Annotated in this window: 9 protein-coding genes; 1 reads left to right on the top strand and 8 read right to left on the bottom strand. The window is 42.9% G+C overall.

The features are described from left to right. The first annotated feature begins 28 nt into the window (after nt 1-28). The gene (locus ACE38W_RS11485; RefSeq protein WP_375830976.1) at nt 29-550 is read left to right on the top strand and encodes a DUF6624 domain-containing protein; all 522 of its coding nucleotides are present in this window, start codon (nt 29-31) and stop codon (nt 548-550) included. A 76-nt stretch (nt 551-626) separates the two neighbouring features. Here the strand turns inward: ACE38W_RS11485 and ACE38W_RS11480 are convergent, their stop codons facing one another. The 8 genes from ACE38W_RS11480 to ACE38W_RS11445 form a co-directional block, all read right to left on the bottom strand. Continuing rightward, nucleotides 627-1,436 carry a hypothetical protein gene (locus ACE38W_RS11480; protein ID WP_375830974.1) on the bottom strand — a complete coding sequence of 270 codons (810 nt, stop codon included), beginning with the start codon at nt 1,434-1,436 and terminating at the stop codon, nt 627-629. Nucleotides 1,437-1,499: 63 nt separating this feature from the next. After that, nucleotides 1,500-2,984, bottom strand: a complete 1,485-nt coding sequence (locus ACE38W_RS11475; protein ID WP_375830973.1) for a SusD/RagB family nutrient-binding outer membrane lipoprotein — start codon at nt 2,982-2,984, stop codon at nt 1,500-1,502. Between the two features lie 21 nt (nt 2,985-3,005). Beyond that, nucleotides 3,006-6,266 (bottom strand): SusC/RagA family TonB-linked outer membrane protein, encoded by a 3,261-nt coding sequence (locus ACE38W_RS11470; protein WP_375830972.1) that lies wholly within the window; start codon nt 6,264-6,266, stop codon nt 3,006-3,008. Between the two features lie 139 nt (nt 6,267-6,405). Continuing rightward, complete coding sequence (locus ACE38W_RS11465; protein ID WP_375830971.1) at nt 6,406-6,738, bottom strand: hypothetical protein; 333 nt, start codon at nt 6,736-6,738, stop codon at nt 6,406-6,408. Between the two features lie 704 nt (nt 6,739-7,442). Continuing rightward, nucleotides 7,443-8,423 (bottom strand): MBL fold metallo-hydrolase, encoded by a 981-nt coding sequence (locus ACE38W_RS11460; RefSeq protein ID WP_375830969.1) that lies wholly within the window; start codon nt 8,421-8,423, stop codon nt 7,443-7,445. A gap of 279 nt (nt 8,424-8,702) precedes the next feature. Then, on the bottom strand, nt 8,703-11,171 hold the full coding sequence (locus ACE38W_RS11455; protein WP_375830968.1) for a TIM-barrel domain-containing protein: 2,469 nt from the start codon (nt 11,169-11,171) through the stop codon (nt 8,703-8,705). A gap of 137 nt (nt 11,172-11,308) precedes the next feature. Beyond that, a complete protein-coding gene (locus ACE38W_RS11450; RefSeq protein ID WP_375830967.1) occupies nt 11,309-12,859 on the bottom strand; it encodes a RagB/SusD family nutrient uptake outer membrane protein in 1,551 nt (516 codons plus the stop codon). Between the two features lie 27 nt (nt 12,860-12,886). After that, on the bottom strand, nt 12,887-15,841 hold the full coding sequence (locus ACE38W_RS11445) for a SusC/RagA family TonB-linked outer membrane protein (RefSeq protein ID WP_375830966.1): 2,955 nt from the start codon (nt 15,839-15,841) through the stop codon (nt 12,887-12,889). Nucleotides 15,842-16,078 lie beyond the last annotated feature (237 nt).

Here is a 16,078-nt window from a genome sequence, read left to right as displayed (position 1 = left end):
GTTGTATCTTTTTAGGTAATTCCATTTTATGAAAAAGTTACCTCTTATATTCTTGCTGTTGGCCTGTAATGTGGATAATCATCGGATAGCATCGCTACGTGCTGAATTGAACCAGATCTATGATGATGACCAACGTTACCGCGAACAACTGAGTAAATCCGTTACTGCTGGTGAAAATATCGCTCTGTGGAAGAAACAAGAGCGTCTTGATGCCATTAACCTGAAACGTGTAAAAGTAATATTGGACTCCATGGGAAATCCAGGAAAAAGTGTGTATGGTGAGAATGCTTCTACGGCTTGCTTCCTGGTAATTCAACACGCGACACTAGCTGAACAGGAAAAATATTTGCCACTCTTTACTCGCGCCACAGAAAGCAAAGAACTGGAGTGGAGTATGTTGGTAAAAATGATTGACCGGGTTAAATTAGAAAAAGAGGGCAAACAACTTTATGGTACACAATATATGCCTATAAAAGATTCTGTAACTGGCTATAATACTGATAAATTGCAATTAGCACCAATAGAAGATGAAGCCAATGTAGAAAAATAAGAAAGGAAAAAGGATTGCCTCCACTCAGTGAATCCGCGAAAAAATTTGGCGTCGTTTATCCGGCACATTAATTCTCCTACCTTCTTTTGGTAACACCAAAAAATGAGGAAATCTTTTCTCCTGTTATCCTGTGGATAATCTCTGCTATCTTGCTGTCTAGGTCGGCTTTGTTTAAAAAGGGGAAACGATTTCTGATAGCATCAATAAAGCCAAATTCTTGCAATAACATCAACTTCTCTTCAATACCCACCGGCACATTTTCTATCTCGGTTTTTACCTGGTAATACTGCAATGCATGCATATATTCTCCATATAAAAATCCAATGGCATACATATATAACTCAATGATTTTCTTTCGGCGAGCCGTTGCTGACGGTACTTTCCAGGTATTGAAATCAGAAAGGCCTTTCAAGAAAACTGTTGCATACTGTGTAAGTGCATTTCTTCTTAGGTCACGGTTTATTTTCTTTTCAAGGACTGCCACCATGTCTCTGGCAATAAATAAGAGTTGGTCTGCTGAATAGACTTCGTCTTGTTGTAGTTGAGAAAAAATATACTCTTTTGTATGCAAAAAACGCTCAATGAAATAAGTGTTAATAGCAAAGTAATTGGAGTTTACTGGTTTGATATTGAAGGTGTATTGTTCTTTTTCAAACTGAAAATATTTTTTTAGTTCTATGCTGCATCTCCTTTCCTGATAAAGGATGGCATCGAATTGTTCCAGGTTTTTATCAGAGAAAAAATTATAAAGATTGGTATCAAATGGAGGTAGTGTAAATGGAAGAATGTTAAAATACTGATCATACAACTTGAGTCTATCTTCATATCTTCCCAACCGGCTAAACTTAATAAACAGTTCCTGTATTTCCGCCTGCGTATACGTCATATTTGACTTGTTTATTGAAGTGAATCGTCGGACAATGGTTGCCATTGTCCGACGATCATAATGTTATTTTTCCCACCAGGCCTTATAGGTAGTGGTTTCTTTTCCGCCCATTGCACCAATTTCTGTCGTGTAGTGCGTATTATTGATAGTTTGCTCGGATGTTGGATACAAGAAGCGTGTTGGGATAACGCCATTGTTCATATTTGCTGCGCCTCCTGTTTGGAAAACAGGATAACCTGTACGCCTATACTCTATCCAGCCTTCAAACCCATTATTGATATTCACCAACCATTTTTGAGTGATGATCTGCTTTAACGCATTGGCTTGCGCTGAGTTATCCAATGCTACCGCCGTATGTGCGAGATAGTTAGAAGCGTTGCTGGCACTCAAGCCAATTTCGGCATATGCACCTGTTACGCCGCTGTTGTAATAGGTGGTTGCTGTACCGGTTCCGCCAGTGATATAACCTTTAATAGCTGCTTCTGCAAGGATGAACTGCTGTTCGGCATAAGTAATCACTCTGGCTTTTATCAACGCAGGATTAGTGCCTTTTGTAAAGGAGGCATTGAAGTTAGAACTCTGATTGGTCTGATCAGTGGTCGCATCCACTACTAGTGGCATACCGCCGTAATTGTTGAAGCTGAATGGTGCGCCGGCAGTAGTCTGGCTATTCACCGCAAAGTAAGCACCGATGCGAGAGCTATCGCCGGTAGCCACAAACTGACTGTATAAAGTACTGTTCATGTATTTCACTGCAAAGTCGCCAGAACGCTCAGTCAAACTCACAAAGTTATACGGCGTAACCAATGGGAGTGCTAATGCAGCGCTTTGTGCGGCACTCTGCATGATAGCGCCATCTGCTATAATAGACTGCATCTCGGCAGATACATCCACCTTGGATGAAACCCTTAACAGGTACCGCAACCTAAGTGCATTGATGAAAGCTCTCCAGTTGCTGACATTAGAAGCATACAACATGTCTCCTTCTATCAGGCCTGCTGGATTGGCTTTTAACAGACTATCAGCTCTTCTCAGGCTCGGAATAATACCCTGGCCCGGATCTGTATAGACTGTTTGCTGCGAATCATACGCTGGCGTATACACGCCTGTATTGCCTTTTAAAGCCTGGAGGAAAGGAATATCGCCCCAAAGCTCTGTCAGCTGTGCAAATGCATAGGAGCGCAAAGTGAGTGCCGCTGCCTGCAGCATAGGATTGTTCCTTTGCTGTGCCAGTGCATACAATGTATTGGCATCGCGTGCTGCCTCAAACAACGGTATCCAATATGGCTCGTTAGTGACAGGTGAATATCTGGTAGGCTGATCGTAATAAGATTGGCTGAAGGTCATGTACTGACTATAGCCGTTACCCAGCGTCCATACGATGTTTGAGTTGTTGTAGAACTCCGTTACGATAGTATTTGACAGCAAGGTAGTCGGGTCTGCCTGTTCAAGGGCATTAGGATTTTTATTAGCATTGGTGAGTTCTTTCGAACAGGCGCCCAGCAATGTAGTAATACCAATACCCAGGATATATATATACTTTTTCATGTTTCGATTATGTTTAATTCACTAGAAAGTAAGACCCAGAGAAAATCCGAGGCTTTTAGTAGAAGGAATGCTCAGGAACTCTGTACCAGGCAGTATCTGCTGACCACGAAGCGCCAACGTCTCAGGGTCAACATCTTTGTTTTTGGTGAATTCAAGGATATTTCTTCCTATCAGCGAGAAGTTTAGCTTAGCGCCAGCAGCATTACCGAAGATGTTTTTAAAGGTATATCCTAAACGCAGCTCACGTAATTTGATATATGATGCATCATACATGAAAGCCTCGTTGTTGGACGCGTTATAGTAGCCATTATAGTAAGTAGCTGCGTCAACTTTCACGGTGTTAGGAACATATTTTCCTGATCCATCCAACATAACGCCTTTGCCTATAATACCCGTCTGACGGCCATCCAGGGTTTCAACAGACATGCCACCTGCCAGTACTCCGAGTTCGGTGTAAGAGAAGAACTTACCTCCCTGATGCCAGTCCCAAAGAAAGCTCAGGTTAAAGTTTTTATAACTGAACTCATTATTCCAGGCGAGAATGAAATCAGGATTGTAATTACCTAACAATGCATTTTGTGTAGTGGTAAATTGAGGAACCCCATTTTTATAAACAATATTTCCCTGTGGGTCTCTTACAAAAGCATTTCCATACATATTACCTAAACGCTGACCTACTTTGGCGTCATATTGAATCGCGCGATAGTAGCGGTCGTACTGTGTTACCTGTGCATATACATAAGTGTCGATGCCATCTGGTAAGGAAACAACTTTACCTACGTTATGACTGAAATTGAAGTTCATGTCCCAGTTGAAACCTCCCGGATGTGATGAGCGTATAGGCGCTGCCGTTAGCATTAGCTCAATCCCTTTGTTGTTGATTTTACCACCGTTGACATAAGCATTGGTATAGCCAGATGATACAGCGATTGGCAATTGCACCACTTCATCTTTTGTATTAGACTGATAAACAGTTGCATCCAGGCCCAATCTGTTGTGCAGAAATCTTATTTCGATGCCAGCTTCGGTAGTAGTGGTAGATGATGGTTTTAGATTGTTGTTCGCCAATACGTTGTTACCTGTAGTCAATGGATAATTATTGAAAGGGGTGTTGGTAACATAGGTATTGTTGATAGAATATGGGTCTGCGTCGCGGCCTACCTGTGCTGCGGATACACGTACTTTCAGGAAGGAAATGGCGTGAGGCAGTGATACCATATCAGAGATAATACCACTCAAAGATGCTGATGGATAGAAATAAGAGTTATTTCCCTTTGGCAGTGTACTTGAATGATCATTTCTACCGGTAATATTCAGGTAGATCAGGCTTTTATAGTCGAAATCTGCAAAAGCATATAAGCTATATACTACTTTATCAAACTTCTGATAGAGTGTTGGCAATTGGCTCTGTGCATTGGAGAAATTATACAAGCCTGGCGTAATCAATGAATTAGCGATATCGCGTGTATAGGTGATGTTCTGCATAAATCGGTTGCCACCTACGGAAGCACTTACATTGAATAATTTACTTGGTTTTTTGTGGTAGCTAACGAGGAAGTCAGTGTTGTTTTCGAAATAATTGACATTATCCGTTCTGAAGCCACCAGTAGGGAATCGGACACTGGTAAAAGCGCGATGTCCTTCTCTCATATCGGCATAAAAATCAGAACCAGTTCTAAGCATTACATCAAACTGCGGAGTGATGGCATATTTCAAGGACGCATTACCGATAACACGATTTTTATTGAAGCTGTTAGTATTATCGAACAGGGTCACGTAGGGGTTGTCGTGGTTATTCCAGTAGCGGAATTGATTTTGTTGATTTCTACCTGTCTGCCATTGTTTCTTTAGTGAATTGATATCGATGTTAATAGGCATTCCATATACACCAAAGAAGGTGTACATCACGCTTTCAGAGCCATAGCCGATGTTGGGGCGATTACTGCTACTGCTATTGATATAATTGATAAAGAAATCGGAGGTAAGTTTATCATTGAAACGATGATTGGCGCGAAGTGCAACGCCATAACGTTTCAGATCTGTTCCAGGCAGGATACCCTTGTTATACATCTGATCTACTGAAAAACGATAGCTGCCATTGTCGGTTGTGCCACCAAAGCCAACACTGTTCTGGGTTGTAAGACCTGTCTGCAGGAAGTTTTTGAAGTGATCGGCATGGCCGACCCAAGGTGTTGCAGTAACGGAAGCACCAGGATTGAGGCCACGCAAAATGAGATCGCCAGCTTGTAAACCATCGCTGGTAGGACTGTCGAATTGATTAACTTTTACACTAGGATCGAATTTAAGGCCCCAGTTAGGAATGTTGTTTTCGTTGCCGCCGCCACCATTTACGAATTGATAAGTATTAGGTGTGCCGCTCAAAGGATAAGCATTGACGCCGGCGCCATATTCGTTTTGCAGGCGAGGTAATTTTAAAGGAGATTCGAAAGTAGTAGTACTGTTAACGGTGACGCCTATCTTTCCTTTCTCGCTGGCGCCTTTTTGTGTGGTCAGTACAACTGCGCCATTAGCTGCGCGGGAACCATATAATGCTGCCGCTGTGGAGCCTTTCAGCACTGTTACATTGGCAATGTTATTGGGATTTACTTCTGCTGCGCCATTTCCCCAGTCTACCTCTGCCCAGGTACCTTGGTTAGAAGAGTTTTCGATGGCATTATTAAAGAATGTTTCGTTATTAATAGGTACACCATCTACAACGAACAGCGGTTGATTGGAACCATTGAAAGAGTTTTCTCCCCTGATAACAATACGTGATGTGGACCCTACGCCAGCGCCGCCATTGGTAACGAATACACCAGCAACTTTACCGCCGATATTGTTGATTAAGTTGGGGTCTGGTGCTGCTGTCAATTGTCTGGAATTAATTGTTTGAACCGCATATCCCAGTGCTTTAGACTGCTTGCTGATGCCCAAGGCAGTAACCACTACTTCGCTCAGTGCTTTGTTATCACGTTGTAGTGAAATATTGAGGGTGGCTTCATTGCCAATAGTAATAGTGGCTTGTTTGTAACCGATGAAGCTAACATTGATGACATCTGCTGCTTTACCATTTATGGTGAAGTTCCCGTTGGCATTGGTGACAGCACCTTTCTTAGAATTTTTTATGGTAATGATTGCTCCAATTACAGGTGAGCCATCTTCTGCATCTACCACTTTACCAGTAATTACCTGGGCTGTTTGTGCTTGTACAGCGGCGGGAGTAAAAATAAGTATAGGGAGTAATAGTGAAAAAAGGAACAATAAAACTGATAGCTTTCGCATAATGTAAGTTTGTTTGACAAGGCGAATAGACAATAGCCGTCCCTATGGCCGATTATGGCCACAGAACGAATGCAATAGAGAAATGAAATGCTATTCCATTAGATGCGTATATGCGCAAACGGGAATAGTAAGGGGAGTATCATATTCTAAGGACACGATGTCGCAGGAACAGCGGACCATCGCTCACAGTAAATGGAGAGGAAACCTTTTGTGTTATAGCTCTTACAGAGAAGAATAATTTTGCGATGAGCCTTATCAGCGGGATGATTCTTTGTTGCTGTTGCTCTTCGAACTGGATAGCTTCGGCAGTGGCTTTTTCTTCAATCAGCCAGGAACGTCTTTTATGAATACGTATATGCTCGAAGGTAGATGCGGGGTCGTTGAATTGATGTACGTTGCAGCTATACCATACAGGAATAAAGAATATCCTGAAAATGAGAAGGGTAAGCAATATGGTAGAACGGGAACGCATTAACAACAAAGCTATAATAAGGGCAACATGAAATGTTAAAATGGATGGTTAACATATCATGAACTTAATGTTAAGGCGAGGTTACTATTAATGTACTGAGTTTAGAGGTAAGTAGAAATGAATAATAACGTATATTGTACAACCTATGTATTTGTATTACCTATTTGAATTCCTTTCCTGGTCCTGTATTGGGTATATTATTTCTTCAATACTGGTGTTGTTATCGTCCTTATTTGTACCTAGACTTAAACTTATTCAGAAACCATACTTTGAAATTTCAAATAGTATAGCCATGGTGATTATATGGCTACTCTTATTGTTAAATTGTGGAAATTATATTTACGAATGTTTTACTGACAAAGACGTTAGTAGCCGATATCTAGGGGTAGAAGCTTGTTTAGTTGGATTACCGATAATTTTCAAGGGTATACCGATGTTATTTTTTCTTAAGAAAGAATTTCGGGAGAGTATTGTCATTTCCTGTGTTGTATTATCAGTAGTTATTTTGGGGTACTTCGCACAGGCAATATTCGTCTTTATATTTTTTACCAGCAGAGATACCTTACCATCCAGTTGGTCCTATTATATTAGTTATTTTGAACTGATCGGGTTGCCATTAATAAGTACAATTATCTATTTCACCTTTGTTATATTATTTATAAAACGAAAGGCTGCTCTCAGCAGCCTTTCGTAATAGTATGATATTATCCAGGGATAGCGTAGGTTTCAGCTACCCATTCAAATCCTTTTCCATTTTTTCTGACGTGTCCAACGCCTGGCCAAGGTAAGTGATAGGCAAATACTTTGGTGCCTTTCTCGGCGAGGTTTGCCAGCACTTTCCTACGCGTTGCCGCTGCTTGTTGGAGGTCAGTATCACCATTGAAGCCCCATTCAGGATGTGGGAACAGCAATACATCTGAGTGTACCAAATCTGCAATGTGTGCTACTTCTTCTCCTTTAGAGAATATATGCGTCACTGTATGTCCAGGTGTATGTCCTGGTGCAAGTTCCAGACGGATACAGTCCAACAATTTATCGCCATCTTCAAACAGGTGAAGCTTAGGTTTGATGGTAGTCAGTGTTTTCTGTGTAGCCAATGTGAAGGTGTGCAACAGCTCTTTATTTTCGAAGGTGGATTTAGAGAAATCCTGTGTAGGAGCCATCCAGAAATCGTATTCTATTCTACTGATATGTATGGTTGCATTCGGAAATGCAAGCTGTCCATCACTATTAAGCACACCGCCGATATGATCCGGGTGACCATGCGATATAACGATATCGGATACACTATTTGGAGAGATGCCTGCATCTGCAAGTGAAGACTGCAGCCAGCCAGAGTCTTTTCCAAATGCTCCGCCAACGCCAGTATCTATCAGAATAAATTTATCCTGACGTTTTATCAGCAATATGTTTATACCCAGGTCCATTTCGTTGACGGAACGGAAGTTCTTGATCAGCAATTCATCCACTTCTTTACGCGGTACACCTTTCGCAAAGTCAGGTTGAATATGAGGGAAATGAACGAATCCATCTGTAACGGTATATAATTCCAGGTCTCCTAATTTAGATTGGTGGAATGGTCTTGATGAGGGAGCTAAAGGAACAGATGCCAGCAGCTTCCTGAAAGGTATAGCAGTTGCTAAACCAGCCAGGGCTAATTGTTTTAATAAACTTCTTCTTTCCATTTTTGGGTCTTATTTATAAACAAAATTATTGGTGTAGCACCTTTCTAACAAGTAGGCACTTTTTAGTATCCTACTTACTAAAAGGGTAGTATTCTTGATTATCAATTATTTGAAGAATAAAAAGATGTGATCGGGCTTTCACACATTAAAGTTAATGGGTTGTTGTTAATTTACCTATTAAGAAAAAATTAAATGGTGTTGAATGAACCTGAACATGATTCATTCAACACCATTTAATATAAGAAAGGCCCACCTGAAAACAGGAAGGCCGTTCCCTTCTTATAAATCCACGTTAATAAGCTGATTGGAATTGGCAATAGTAAACTGCTGTACCTTACAGCTGTCTGCCGGAACAAATGTTCCCTGTGGATCGAATCTGGATATTGGCGACAAAAACGAATAAGACGTAGCAGTTACGCCTATCGCTTTGCCATCGACAGTTAGCTGCTGCTTATCTTCAAAACCATGCAAAATGAATCTGATATAATGGAATTTAGAATTGTAGTGGCCGGAAACCTTGTCCAGTGTCAGTTTTCCGCCTGCGCCAGAATAGATGATGTCTCTCTTGTAAAACCCTTCATTTTCATAATCATAATCGCTCCCATTATCTTCATAATAAGTAAATAAATGGGCCTGTTCACCTTTGTAAATATGCAGTTGCAGCGTATCTGTGGGTTGTTCGCCTGTATGTTGTACCAACGACTGCATCGGAATAATACTGCTGCCCTTAATATATACGGGTAAGCTCTTAATATTGATTGCAGTGATATCTTCCTTTTTTCCGCTTGTTACTGCATCGTTATACAGGTTATACCATTTCCCTTCGGGAAAATATATCTTTCCAAAACTGGCGCTACTTTCAAAAGGAGCAATCATAAACGCATCTCCAAATAAATATTGGTTCTGGAATTGTGGATCATATACCTGTGCATCATATGTATTATCAATAGCCAGCGTACGAACTACAGGCATAGCGGTGGTACTGGCTTCATACATTTTACTGTAGAGATATGGGAGAAGATGATAGCGTAGATTAATATAGTTACGGACGATTTCCAGCGCCTCTTCACCGAAAGCCCATGGCTCGGCTGATTTAGTATTTACTTGTGTATGATTACGGTAATAAGGAATGAAGGCGGCAAGTTGCATCCAACGGGTATATAATCCAACAGTGGCATTGCCTGTGAATCCGCCAGCATCCATGCCTGTAAAGGAGTAGCCGCTCAAACCTAAGCTACTCAGCAGTCGCACGCCCAACAACATATGGTCTTCTTCGGCCCTGTTATCGCCTGTCCATAGAGCAGCATAGCGCTGAGATCCTGCATAGGCGGCCCTGGTGAGCACAAATGGCCGTTCTTTCATGGCTGCTCTTGCTCCTTCATAGCTAGCACGGGCCATCTCTAATCCATATACGTTATGTGCCTGCATATGCGTTGCTGGATGGCCTTCAAAGCTGAAAAGTACATTATCAGGCATTTTCTGTCCCCAGGTAGCTATTTCGTTCATATCATTCCAGATACCACTCACACCCTGACGCATATACGTTTTTAGCTGATCCTTCCACCAGGTGCGACCTTTATCACTGGTGAAATCCGGGAAATGACACCATCCGGGCCAAACCTGCCCAGTATAATTTTCTCCATCGTTATATTTTATGAAGATATCTGCTGCCTTGCCACTTTCATAAGCAGGGTAGCCAGCTTCCACCTTGATTCCCGGATCCACAATGACAGTAGTATGTAACCCCATGGATTTCAATTTTGCTGTCATAGACGCGGGGTCCGGGAATCTGTCTTTATTCCAGGTGAAAAGCTTGTAAGCATCCATGTAATGGATGTCGAGGGTGATGCCATCGGCCGGTACTTTCTTTTCGCGGAGGGTTTGTGCTATCCGCATTACTTCCGTTTCCGGATAGTAGCTATATCTGTTTTGCTGGTATCCCAGGCTCCATAACGGAGGTAAAGGCATGTAGCCTGTGAGATCAGCATAGGATTTAATAATATCGTTGAGATGCGGATGATAGATGAAATAATAATTCATCTCTCCTCCCCTGGCACCAAATGAAGAAAACCTGTTGTTGCTGGCACCAAAATTAAAATCGCTCTGATAACTGTTGTCAAAGAAGATCCCGTAATTCAGCTGATGATGGATACCTATGTAGAAAGGAATGGTGGAATACAGTGGATCTTTATTAACGGCATAGCCGAATACATCGGAGTTCCAATTTGTATAGGCTTCACCTTTACGATCGAGATTGCCGGTCTTCTCTCCCAGCCCAACAAATCTTTCGTTGTCCTGTAATTTCTTGTAAGTAGTTACCTGGTCATTGATCCAGGAGGTTGTCAATCCTTTTTCATCTTCATTGATCACTTTATTATCTGGCGTAAGGAAAGAAATGGAGAAAGGAGTTTTTCCAATGTTAACCTGTAATGAATCGGTAGTAATATGTATTTCCTGTGTGTTTTGGGAAACATTTATTTTGGTAGTTGTAGGTTTGGAGATGACCGCATAAGAGAAATCAGCCTTCAGTGGTTGTTTATCCATCCTTACTCTCACTACAGACGGACTGTATACTGTTATTTCGGCAAAAGCATTATCCATACTAATCTTTACCTGCTGACCGCTAACCGTTACCTGCTTTATATTTCCAGGCATTCTGACCGGCGACTGTGCCTTTGCGTGTATACATAACAGTAGTATGGCCCCTGTAAGTTGTATACTGCGTTTAATCAAGTTGACTTTATACATGGACGGGAAAATTTTCAAAAAGAAATCCCTTCACCGGATATGATCCGATGCATAACAATGTGAAACAAGCTATGGTGAAGAGATTGGGAATGACCAGTCACCGGCGTCGTGGAAACCACCGGTGACGGTCTTGAATATTAGTACCCAGTGTTCTGGGAAAGATTTTTGTTAACAGCGAGGGCGCTGGTAGGAATTGGGAACAGCAGGTTTCTAGGGTCATCCTGCGTTTTCAGCTGCCATGGATCGAGGAACTTACCAAAACGGATCAAGTCCTGACGACGCCATCCTTCCCAATAAAGCTCACGGCCCCTTTCTGCCAGCAGGGAATTGAGGTCTAACGTACCTAAGTTGGTAGCACCTCTCTGCGCTCTTAGCATATTCACCTGTATAAGTGCAGGTCCATTCTGACCTGTTCTCAGCAAGGCTTCCGCTTTCATCAGCAATACATCTGCATAACGGAAAAATACATAGTCATTGCTGGCGTCATTACCATCTTTTGCTTTACCGTTGCTGGTAACGAAATCTGGCGGATATTTCAATACACGAATACCAGTCACTTCAAGATTGTTACCTGTTTCTTTCAGGGCTACTTCTCTGGTGAAGCTGAGCATATTACCTTTTCTGTCTTTCAGGGCAACACCATTTTTATCGTATTGCTGACCAACCAGGAAGCCTACATTTAATCCAGAGTTAGCAGTAACAATGGTGTAAGGGCCACCACGGCGGGTGTCGGCAGCTTCAAATGAATCATAGAAGTCAGATAAAGTTGCGAAACCGTTCCAGCCACTTGGGTCTTGATTGTAGTGTAGCGTGAACTTCCAACGAGCATATGCACTGTTACCACTTCTCACCGTACTCAGACCTGGGCCATTTTGTTGTGTGAAGATGTTTTCGGTGCTAAGTGCATCGTTGTTATAAGCGAAATTGTCGAAGTAGTTATTAGCCAATGAATATCCTGCAGTAGTGATTTCATCCGCATAGCTGATAACAGATTGCATATCGCCTGCATCAAACGTAGGTGCTTTTCTGTTTAGGAAGGCGCCTTTGTTCAGATATATTTTCATCAGCAGGAATTTAGCGGCACTCTGATTTGCTTGATAGGCGGGCGTTCCCATACCACCTGGTAAATCAGGGATGATGGCTTTCAGCTCCGAAATCATGAAATCAATTGTTTCCTGTGGCTTCAATACTTTAGGCGCATTCAACAGGTTGTCGCCTGGATTCCTGAATGGTACCTGTCCCCAAAGGTCGAGGGTGGTGTACATAGATAATGCACGGAGGAACCTTGCTTCAGCAGCTTGTTTCGCTGTTGGGTGGAAGTTCATCACGTTGGTAGCGGCAAACTGCAATTGCAGCAAGCTATTGAAGGTTCCCTGAATATGTGAGTGGTCAGCAGTCCAGGTATGTTCATGTAACTGACGCCATACGCCGTTATCGTCCCAGTCGCCGGCACGGGTAGGTCCTACGGCTTCGTCGGTACTCATTTCACTCATACCCCAGCTGTTGCTGAAGTCCTGGTATGGCATCTGTAAACTATTATATGCATTTTTCAGCAGCGACTCTACTGTGATTACGGAGTCGGCCTGGCTCTTGGTGAGCGTAGATCCCAGATCTTCCTTCAGACTGCAAGAAGCGAGTCCCAGGCAGATGGATGCAGCAAGTGCGGTTCGAAATATATTCTTGGTCATTGTCTTACGTTTTAGATGAATGGTGGATTACAGAGAGAAAGAGAGGCTGAACATTACGCTTCTTGCAGTTGGGTATGGAGAGTACTCGATACCGAAAGAGGTAACACCATTCACGCTTTTGTCTGTATTAACTTCAGGATCGAAACCACTGTATTTGGTAATTACGAAGAGGTTCTGACCAGTTACAGCCACGGCTGCATTTTTGAATACGCGACCGATGTTGCCGAAAGAGTAGCTAACAGTCAGGTTGTCGAGTTTCATGAAGTTGCCATTCTCCAGATAACGGGAAGAAACCGTGATCGGGTTAGAAAGAGATTCGCCATTACCCAGTAATGCTTTAGCGACGTTCCTGGAGCCCAGGTTACCGATTGGCAGTACAGTATTAGCAGTGTTGTTATAAACCTGGTAACCGAATGCACCATGAGAGCTGAGGCTGAATGTCCATTTTTTCAGGAGTACAGAGGTGTTAAAGCCCAGCATGGCTTTAGGGTTAGGGTTGGTAAGATAATAGAGGGTATTACCATTATCCTGGTAGGTTGCCTGGCCTTTATCATCAAAGCCCTGGAATTTACGCACATAGAAAGTATTCAGTGCATAGCCATTAGCAAGGCGTTGAGAGGTGGCGCCGGACACACCCTGACCACTGATAGCACCTGTCAGCACCGGAGGGCCGTCATAGTTTTTCAGTTGGTTGCGCAGCACTGTACCGTTCACGTTTACATGCCAGCTCAGGTTATTACGTCTGATGATATCTCCGCCCAGAGAGACTTCCACACCATTGTTGATTACGTTGCCAGGCATGTTGATCCAGTAGTTGGAAGCTGGCGCCGGTTGAATGGCAGGGAAGCTAAACAGGAGGTTGGTTGTATTTTTATAGAAATAATCGATAGTACCTGTCAGGCGGTCGTTGAACACGCCGAAATCGATACCAGCATTGAATTGCTTAGAGGTTTCCCATTTCAGGTTAGGGTTGGCAACGTTGTCCAGGCCGGCACTTCCGCCAGAACCCAGTGCATATTGCTCTTGAGAAGCGCCTGCAGGAAATTCCTGGTTACCGGTAACGCCATAGCCTACACGAATAGCCAGGTTCTGGAATGCTTTGCTATCTTTCATGAAATCTTCTTTATAGAGATTCCATTTACCCGCAAATGAAGGGAAGTAACCATACTGGTTGTTTTTACCAAACTTGCTGGAACCATCCGCTCTCAGTGTAGCATTCAGTAAATATTTATCACGGAAATTCATTTCCGCTCTACCGAATACAGACTGCAGTTTGCTGGTTGGATTCTGGAAAGAGCTGATATTTGTTTTAGCCTGGTCTGGCGACTGGAGCTGTTTCCAGTAGTCTATTGCATAAGTTGGGAAGCCCAGCGCACCAATAGATGTACCGTTAAAATCAAACTGCTGATACTCGTAACCTACCAGCGCTTTCAGGTTGAAGCCCTGGTTGATTTGTTTCTGATAAGTCAATGTAGTATTGAAGAGAGAAGTATTCAGCTCATTATTTCCATAGTAAGCCTGTCCTTGTCCTTGTACATCAGCGATGTTGATGAAAGATTTGATCTGAGATTTTCTGATACCTACCTGATGATTTATGCTATACACTGCTCTCAGTTCCAGGTCAGAAGTGAGTTTATAGTGAGGAGAAACACTTGCCAGGATATAGGTGATATCTGCCTTATCATCATAAGCATCAGACATAGCACGAGGGTTGATAGAGCTACCAGCACCCAGCAGGTAGTAAGAACCGTCTGAGTTGAAGATAGGCATGGTCGGGTTCCATTGGAGTGCCTGACCAACGAGGCTACCCGTGAAGCCCGCGTTATTGGAGATAGGAGCGATATTTTCAGATGTCTGAGCAGCCATCAGGTTATAGTCGAGTCCTAGTCTGTTATCCGCGAGGAAGGTGTTCTGACCGCTGAGGGTAACGGTATATTTTTTCAGACCGGTTTTACGGATGATACCATCCTGGTCCATATAACCAAAAGAAGCGCGATAACGGCCGGTTTCACTACCACCACTAACAGCAACGCCTATATTCTGAGTAGCGCCGGTGCGAAGAATAGATTTCATACCATCAGAGCTGGAGCCATAATCGCCACCAGTCAGGTTGTATTGTTTCAGCGCAGAACGGTATTCGTCGGCGTTCAATACTTTCAGCTGTTTCATGATGTTGCTGAAACCTCCACCGTAGTTAACATCTACGCGTGCGAGGCCGGGCGTACCTTTTTTGGTATTGATCATGATAACGCCATTAGAACCGCGGGAACCATAGATTGCTGTAGCAGATGCATCTTTCAGCACGTCCATGGAGGCGATATCATTGGAGTTGATAAAGTTTAAAGGGTTAGCATCAGGTGTTTGACCAAGGCCGGCAGCATCTACAGAAGGGCGTGCAACACGACCATCCAAAGGCACACCATCAATAACATACAATGGTTGGTTACCAGAACGTACGGAAGACAGACCACGGATACGTACAGTGGCAGCAGCACCAGGAGCGCCGGAATTGTTGAGGATCATCAGACCAGAAACTTTACCCTGGATTAGCTGATCAGGGGCAGTAACAATACCACGGTTGAATTCGGCCGCCTTAATAGAGGCCACCGCACCGGTAAGATCTTTTTTACGAGTAGTACCATAACCCACTACAACTACATCAGAAAGTGTTGAGTTTTCCTGGGAAAGAGAAACAGCAACAGATGATTTACCTGCCACACTTAATTCCTGCGTTTTATATCCTACGAATGAAATGACAAGCGTAGCGTTTGCCGGTACATTAGACAAACTGAAGTTACCATCCGGACTGGATGAAGTACCAGATTTGGTACCCTTTACTGCAATGGAAGCACCTGGAATAGGGGTGCCTTTATCATCGGTAATCTTACCGGTGATGCTCCGGTTCTGGGCAAATACCAGGCCCTGAACCAGCACAAGCAGCAACGTAATTAGGAGTCGACAAAAGAGTCGTGAATTGTTCATAAAATGGAATTTAGATCAGTAAAGAGATTTGTACTGTTACGTGGATTTTTTGCAATATGTTATCGGAATCGAGGCATACGTGAACGTGATGAGGCTCAAAAAGGACATACCCTGCCCCTTCTGCTTACGTGGATTTATTCATCAGGTCAATGCAGAAAATGGATTTTTAACGTGGTTAATAAATAAGGCTCTTTCTTACTACTTAGTATTTGGTTGTTTGTATTTTCTGGTTTATCA

The organism is Chitinophaga sp. Hz27 (genome assembly GCF_042263525.1).
GTDB lineage: Bacteria > Bacteroidota > Bacteroidia > Chitinophagales > Chitinophagaceae > Chitinophaga.
Note: the sequence above shows the minus strand (reverse complement) of the source record. Positions and strands in the feature narration are given on the sequence as shown.